The sequence below is a fragment of the Streptomyces kebangsaanensis genome, assembly GCF_001906585.1.
Lineage (GTDB): Bacteria > Actinomycetota > Actinomycetes > Streptomycetales > Streptomycetaceae > Streptomyces > Streptomyces kebangsaanensis.
In genome coordinates this window covers 16,263-22,623 of sequence record NZ_JUJA01000141.1, presented here as the reverse complement: position 1 = coordinate 22,623, position 6,361 = coordinate 16,263, and the positions used below count along the sequence as shown (strand labels likewise).

2 protein-coding genes and 1 pseudogene are annotated in these 6,361 nt (G+C 74.2%); 1 reads left to right on the top strand and 2 read right to left on the bottom strand.

The features are described from left to right. Nucleotides 1-418, bottom strand: a pseudogene (locus tag RH94_RS44070) (hypothetical protein); the annotation flags it as partial. A gap of 196 nt (nt 419-614) precedes the next feature. Here RH94_RS44070 and RH94_RS20845 point away from each other — a divergent pair. Then, the gene (locus RH94_RS20845; protein ID WP_234425918.1) at nt 615-1,919 is read left to right on the top strand and encodes a cation:proton antiporter; all 1,305 of its coding nucleotides are present in this window, start codon (nt 615-617) and stop codon (nt 1,917-1,919) included. A gap of 65 nt (nt 1,920-1,984) precedes the next feature. Here the strand turns inward: RH94_RS20845 and fxsT are convergent. Then, nucleotides 1,985-6,361: FxSxx-COOH system tetratricopeptide repeat protein (gene fxsT, locus RH94_RS20840; RefSeq protein WP_234425917.1), on the bottom strand; the 4,377-nt coding region annotated here is incomplete at its 5' end.

The following is a 6,361-nucleotide window of genomic DNA, read 5'->3' as shown; positions in this document are numbered from 1 at the left end:
GTCCGGGCCCGAGTTCGGCCGCGGGCCCGTCGCCCTCGGCGGCCAGCGCGGCGAGCCGGGCCCGGAGGGCTTGTTCCGGCGGTACGTGCCCGGGCGGGCGTTCCACTGCGGGGCGGGCGCCGGCGGCTGCCAGGGCGAGTTCGGCGTACGGGTCCGCGTAGAGGACGGCCCAGGCGTCCGCGTCGTCCTCGCCGTCCGGCGCGGCCGGGGTCTCGGCGAGGCCGCGGGTGGTGCCCGTCGCGGGCGGCAGGCTCGCCCCGCCGGCGGCGAGCGTGGCACCGTGCGTACCGCCCCAGTAGTAGGGCACGACGCGAAGGCCGTCGCGCAGCGCGGACAGCCCGGCGGCCACGCGTCCCGCGAGCGCGGAGAAGCCCGGTTCGCGCACGCCGGTCCCGTGGATGAAGACGACTGCCGTCATGTGCCCCCCGTGACACCTGTGCCGCGCCGTGTACGACTCCCGTCGCCACGTCAAGTTATCAGTACTCTAGGAAGGTTGGCAGCGACACTCGATCGAGCAGACGTACGAGGGCCGCGCCCGGAACCGATCCGGCCACGGCCGGCCGACGGACGACAGGGGGAACATCGTGAACTCCGAGGCGATGGTCGCGCACTTAGTGGGTGCCTCTGCCCTGATCCTGGTCGTCGCCCACGCGGCGGGCTACGCGGCCCGGCGACTGAAACAACCTTACATCGTGGGCCAGTTGGCGGCGGGGATCGCCCTCGGCCCCTCCTTGCTGGGCAGTGTGGCACCGGATGCGCAGCGGGCGCTGTTCCCCGCGGAGATCGGTCCCGCGCTGACCGGGTTCTCGCAGTTCTCCCTGGTGGTGTTCCTGTTCGGGGTGGGCTATGAGCTGGATCTGAAGCTGCTGGGCGACCGGGCGCGTTCGGCGGTGACCGTGGCGGTGGCGTCGTTCGTGGTGCCGATGGCGGTGGGCAGCGGCTGCGCTCTGCTGTTCGAGGAACAGCTGCGCGATCTGGGCATGCCCTCTCGTCTCTCCCCGGCCACGGTGGTCTTCGCGGGCGTGGCCCTGTCGATAACGGCGGTGCCGGTACTGACGGCCATAGTGCGGGAGAACGGGCTGGCCCGCACGGTGCCCGGGGTGGTGGCGGTCTCCGCGGCCGGGCTGCTGGACGTGGTCGGCTGGACGGTGCTGGCCGGGGTCCTGATGCACGGCGACGGCGGCGGGGAGTCGCTCGACTGGCGGTGGCGGGTGGTGCTCGCCGCCGGGTTCGTCGCGCTGATGCTGGTGGCGGCCCGGCCGCTGCTGCGCCGGCTGCTGGGGCGGACGCGGCTGGAGCCGTCGCTGCGGCTCGCCCTGCTCATCGGCTTCGCCCTGGGCTCGGCGTGGGTGACGCACTCCCTCGGGCTGCACGTGATCTTCGGTGCGCTGCTGGCGGGGGTCGTGGTGCCGCGCGAGGAAGGCGGCACGCTCGACCCCGACCTGGTGCGGCCGCTGCACGAGGCCGGCTCGCTGCTGCTGCCGTTCTTCTTCGTCGTCTCCGGCCAGTCCGTCGCCCTCGACGGCATGAACGCCACGGGCTGGACCACCCTGGCGGTGGTGACGGTGCTGGCCGTCACGACGAAGACCGGGAGCGGGACGGTGGCGGCGAGGCTGAGCGGACTGGGCCGCAACGACGCGCGGGTGGTCGGGGTGCTGATGAGCACCCGTGGTCTGACCGAGCTGATCGTGCTGAACGCGGGCTACCAGGCGGGGCTGCTGAGCCGGCCCCTGTACTCGGTCCTGGTCTTCATGGCCCTGGCCACGACCCTGCTCACCCAGCCGCTGCTGGCCCTGGTGGGCCGCCTGCCCGACCGGCCCGGTCGGGCAGGTCCGGCCGACCCCCCCGGCCCCCGCTCGCGCCGTCACCACCGGAACGGCGACGGCTCCCCCACCGCCCCGGCGGCGGACGTGGGCTGACACGCCCCCGTCCGTGTCCCGCCGGCGGCACGGGCCGGGCGTGTGCGGTGCCCGGCGGGCCCGTGCTACAGCGGCATCGGGGCCATGTCGCACTCCACGCGGCGGCGTTGGCGGGCCGCCTCCAGCCAGGGGTGCTTGGCGGGGAGGAGTCCGGCGAGGCCGTCCACCGCCTTGCGCAGCGTCTCCTCCGCCTCCGCCCCGCGGCCCAGGCCACGCAGGTCGAGGGAGAGGTTCGCCATGCAGGACAGGGTCAGCGGGTGTTCCTCGCCCGCGGCCTCGGCGAGCCGCGGCAGATTGGCCTCGTCGATCCGGTGGGCCAGATCGAAGTCCAGGCAGCCGTGGGCCGTGTTGGCGCGGCCGATGGCGACGGTCAGCGTCATCACGTGGTCGGCCCCCAGCGTCGCGGTGAACCGGCGCTCCGCCTCGTCCTCCAGTTCCCGCGCGGCGTCGAGCGCGCCGATCGCCCGCATCGTGGCGGCCAGGTTGGCCTTGGTCAGCAGCGTGTAGGCGTGGTCCGGGCCGAGCCGCTCCGCATAGCGTTGCGCCGCCTCCTCGCCCCGCGCCCGGGAACCCTCGAGGTCGTCCGTCAGACGGAGGTCGACGGACAGGTTGATCGCGGTCGACAGCGAGTCGGCGTGGTCCGGGCCGTAGCGGGCGACGAACCGCTGCAGCGTCTCCGCGGAGAGCTGGGCGGCTTCCTGCACCGCCCCGGCGCGCCGTCGGCAGACCGCGAGGTTGCGCGCGATGCGCAGGGTCAGCGGATGCTGCGCGCCGAACGCCGAGAGCGCCCGCCGGTACACGTCCTCCTGGAAGTCGCGGGAGCCGATGTAGTCGCCGCTCTCCCGCATGTCGATGGAGAGGCCGTTGAGCGAGTTGAGGGTCAGGAAGCTGTCCGAGCCGAACAGCAGCTCGCGAAGCCGCGCGTTCTCCTGGTCCAGCGGCAGCGCCTCGCGGAACCGTCCGCACAGCCGCAGGTCGACGCCCCAGCTGTGGGTGGCCCGCAGCGTGATCGGGTCCTCGCCGCCGAACAGGGACCGGGCCAGCTCGGTGGCCTCCCTGCCGATCTCCCGGGCCTCCTCGAACCGGCCCTGGTAGCGCCGGGCGTCCGCCATCTCGACCATGGAGTCGATCAGCACCTCCGGCTCGACCTCGGTACGGCGGGAGACGTCCAGCGCCTTCTCGTTGAGCGGGATGGACTCCGAGATCTCGCCGAGCACCCGCAGCATGAACGCCAGGTTCTTCGCCATCCGGACGACGTACTCGTCCTCCTCGCCGGAGGCCGCGACCCAGGCGTTGTAGGCCTGCCGGGCCAGCGACTCGGCACCCTCGTGGTCGCCCCAGTAGTAGAGGAACAGCACGGTGTCGTAGATGAGCTCGCGGACCCAGGTGTCGGTGCTCGTCACCGCCTGCGAGGTGAGGAGGTGCGGAAGCAGCTCCTGGTACGCGCGCCACTCCAGGGGCGAGGCGAACTGGCCCGGCTTGGCGGCGGACAGCAGCTGGTGGGCCGCGTCCCGCATGGCCCGGCGCTCCTCGGCGCTCAGCTTGGCCAGGAGCACCGTCTGCAGCAGGCGGTGCATCTGCAGGGTGTTGGACCGCGGGTCGACCCGGACCAGGGAGAACTGGCTGAGGTCGCGGATGGCCCGGTTCAGTTTGATCGACTCGCGCAGCAGCGGATCGACCTCGGGCGTGATGCTCACCCCGCGGCTGCCGCGCAGCATGGACCGCGGGATGGGCTCGGGGGCCATGCTGGCGCAGATGTCCAGCAGCTGCCGGGCGCCGGGGTTGTTGTCCCGGATCCGCTCCAGCGAGATGTCCCACGCGGCGGCGACCGAGACCGGGTAGTCGGGGGCCGGGTCGAGTTCGAGGATCTCCGGGCTGCGCTGCTCCAGCAGGTCCAGGTACTCGTCGACCTGCATGCCGGTGACCGCGCGCCAGGCACCCGCCTGCTCCACGGCGAGCGGGAGGTCGCCCAGCGCCTCGGCCAGCCGGTCGGCGTCCCCGGCCGTGAGGTCGGGCGAGCGCTTCTGCAGCAGCTCGACCGACTCCCCCCGCTCGAACACGTTCACCGGCAGCGGGGTGGCCACCCGCTCCCAGGCCCGGTTGCGGGAGGTGATGATCACTTTGCCGGGCCCGTTGCTCGGGAAGTACTTGCGCACCACGTCGATCTGCTCGGCGTTGTCGAAGACGAGCAGCCAGTTGTCGAACGGCGCCCCCGTGCTCAGCGCCTTCAGTACGGCGGGCACCGCGGTGTTGGCGGTGGGGGTGCCCGCTCCGTCCTGTCCGGCGGCGGTCAGCCCGAGTTGCGCCGCCAGGTTGGACAGCGCGGTCAGGACGAGGCTCTCCCGTTCGGCGGGGATCCAGCAGATCACCTTGTAGTCGTGCTGGTGGGTGTAGATGTACTCGAGCGCGAGCTGGGACTTGCCGACTCCGCCGAGGCCGTGCAGCGCGTGCGGCAGCACGGCGGCCGTGTCCTGGGTTCCGAGCTGCTCCTCCACCGCGCTGAGCAGCGCCTGCCGGCCGACGAACGAGTTGTTCCGCAAGGGAACGTTCACCAGGAGGGCCGGCGTCTCGGTCGTGGTGCTCTGCATGAACGGCTCAGCCTCCGGGGCTTCATGGGGGGACTCGTCGGTTACCAGGCTCGGCATGGTCTCTCCGGGTGGGTCAGAAACATTCGACGGTGGAACACTGCCTTCTCCGCCGTCCTGTGAGACCTCCGCACCCGCCGGGTTCACCTCGGCGGGTGTACCGACGGGCGAACCGGCCGCCACTCGTCCGGCCGCATGTGCCGCCGACGCCGTGAACCCGGAGAGGAGGTTCGGCTCGATGCGTTTCGCCCGTTCGGAGTACGGGCCGGAGAGCGCCCGCATCACCGCGAGTTCGCTGCGCGCCCACGCGCGCTCCGCCGGGTCGGGCAGCCGGGCCCCGCCGGGGTCGCGCAGCGCGGCACGCAGCGCGACACCCCGTTCGCCCGCCGCGGGCAGGTCGCCCACCATCGCGACGGTGCGGGCGAGTTGGCTGCGGGTGGTGGTCGCGAGCAGCGCCTCGCGGACGCCGTCGGCGAACTCCGGGCGGCCCTCGCCGCCGCTGTCCCAGTCGATCAGGCCGCCCATCAGGATCTCGGCGAGATGGTCGGGCCCGGTCTCCGGCACGGCGCGTCGCCGCAGCTGCTCCACGAGGTCGAAGTCGAAGGGCACCACGGCGAGTTGGGTGGCGAGGCGGCGCGCGGACGGGGTGGCGAGGGTGAAGAAGCGGCGGACGGCGGCACCGGCCGCGCGCGGGAGGCGCGGGGCACGCAGTCCGGGTGCCGGCGAGCCCTTGACGAGGGTGCCGGCCCATACGACGGGCAGCGCGCGGCGCACTCCGCGCTCCCCGGTGACGAGGTCGGCCCAGGCGGCGAGGGAGCCGGGCTTGAGGGACAGCACCGGTACCGCGACGGAGCCGTCACCGGGGTCGGGCAGCGGCCGCAGCGGGTCGGGGCCGCCGGGCGGGGGCCAGTGGCCGAGGCCGTCGTTGGGGGCGCCCAACCCGCCCGCCTCCAGGACCGCCTGGTAGGGGTAGAGGGAGGAGCGGTGGCGCAGATGGGGCGGCAGGAGGTGGACCAGGGCCGTCGGGCCGGCGTGGGCCAGCCGGCGCAGGAGTTCGTCGGCGGCGGGGGCGGCCCAGCCGTGGGCGAGTCCGTCGGTGACGACGAGGAAGATGCGGCCGCCGCGGCCGTCGAGCAGTTCGGCGGGGTCGGCGGCGCCCCGTCGGGTGCCCCGGCGCAGGGTGGCGGTGCCGGTGCGCGGCACGTTCACCGAGACGGTGCGCACGCCCCGGAAGGCGCCGCTGTGTTCGGCGGCCTCGGCGAGCCGGGCGACGGTGTCCTCCCAGATCCGCATGGTGGGGGCGTCGTCGGTGAGCAGCACCAGGTCGAAGGCGCGGGTGCGCACGGGCCGCAGGAAGGGCAGCCACATGCCGTCGGCGACCCCTCGCTCGGCCGTGGTCTCCTCGTCCAGTTCCAGGGTGTCGCGGGAGGGCAGGCGGCGGGCCAGCCGGTGCAGGGCGCGGGCGAGCAGGTCCGTCCGGCGGCCGGGGCCCGGGGACGCCGGTCCGGCCGGGGGCAGCAGCGGCGGTCCGGCGTGCAGCGTGAAGCGGCCCTCGGGATCGGCCGACAGCCGGTCCGCGTACGGCGGCACGCCCGGCACAGCGGTCGTGGGGTCGTCGGTGCGGCGCGCTCCGGTACGGCCGGCGGGCTCCTCGTCCGGGGGCCGGCCGGTGAAGGGTCCGTGGCCCTGGGCGGCGGAGGGGGCGCGGGAAACGGACGGGTCCTTCTCGGCGGGCCGGTCGCCGGAGGTCCGGACGGGTGCCGGCGACGTCGGCGTGTCCTCGGTGTCCCCGGCTTCCGGCGGGCCGGCGGAATCCGGGTCGGCGGGACCGGCGTTGCCGGCGCCCGGCGCGGCGGC